The 1,068-nt window shown below is 67.7% G+C and carries 1 protein-coding gene; it reads left to right on the forward strand.

Features of this window, described 5'->3' with window-relative positions; all coding sequences use genetic code 11:
- Positions 1 to 103: 103 nt before the first annotated feature.
- Positions 104 to 1,068 (forward strand): ISAs1 family transposase (locus AC0682_RS31510; RefSeq protein WP_478536653.1); only part of this gene is annotated, 965 nt, incomplete at its 3' end.

Here is a 1,068-nt window from a genome sequence, read left to right on the forward strand (position 1 = left end):
GGGTGGGTCCGGATGCAGGTGCAGGCACGGTCTCGTTGATCATGTGAGTGTCGAGTTCACGTGACCACAACCGAAAACCATGCCTGCTCTCTCATCTTCTCCCATGCCGTCGGGCCTGGAGCAACTGGCCCGTATCCCGTCGCCGCAGCCGTTGCCCGATCCGGTGTGCCTTGTTCGGTTTCTCGCGGGCCTGCCCGACCCGCGTGACCGTCGTGGTCGGCGTTTCCCGCTGACGGCACTCGTGGCGGCCGCGGCGGCAGGAACGCTGGCCGGCGCGCGGTCTCTGACCGCGATTGCCGAGTGGATCGCGGACGCGCCTCGCTGGGTGCTGCTGGCCCTCGGCTTCCCTGTCGACCCGTTCACCAGAGCGGTCACCGTGCCGCATCCCACCACGGTCATGCGGCTCCTCGGTCGTCTCGACGGCGACGCCTTCGACACCGCCGTCAGCGCATTCCTCCAGGCCAGGGCACAGAACCGTCAGGCAGGACCGACCCGATGGCGGGCGGTGGCCGTTGACGGGAAGCAGTTGCGCGGCTCGCGCGCGGGCGGCGGGAAGGCGGTGTGGCTGCTGGCCGCGATGAACCACACCGGAACGGTGATCGCCCAACGTCAGATCGACACCAAGAGCAACGAGACGCCCACGTTCATCCCTCTCCTGGACGGCTTGGCCCTGGAGAACACCGTGGTCACCGCGGACGCCGCCCACACCCAGCACGCGAACGGCCGCTGGCTGCGCGAACACGGCGTCCACTACATCGCCGTCGTGAAGGGCAACCACCCCGGCCTGCTCGAGCAGTTGAGGAAACTGCCGTGGGCTGACATTCCGGTCGATCACAAGGACCGCACCAGAGGCCGGGGCCGGCTTGAGGTCCGGCACCTCAAGACCGTCGCTTTCCGGCATCTCGACTACCCCGGAGCCCGCCAGGCTCTGCGCGTCATGCGCTGGCGCAAGATCCTGACCAGCAAGAAGATCACAATCGAACGGCTCTACTTCGTCACCAGCCTCCCGCCCGGAGCCGCCACGGGTGAACAGCTCGCCGACTGGATCCGAGGGCACTGGAAGATCGA

This window comes from Streptomyces sp. NPDC043746, from assembly GCF_056436485.1.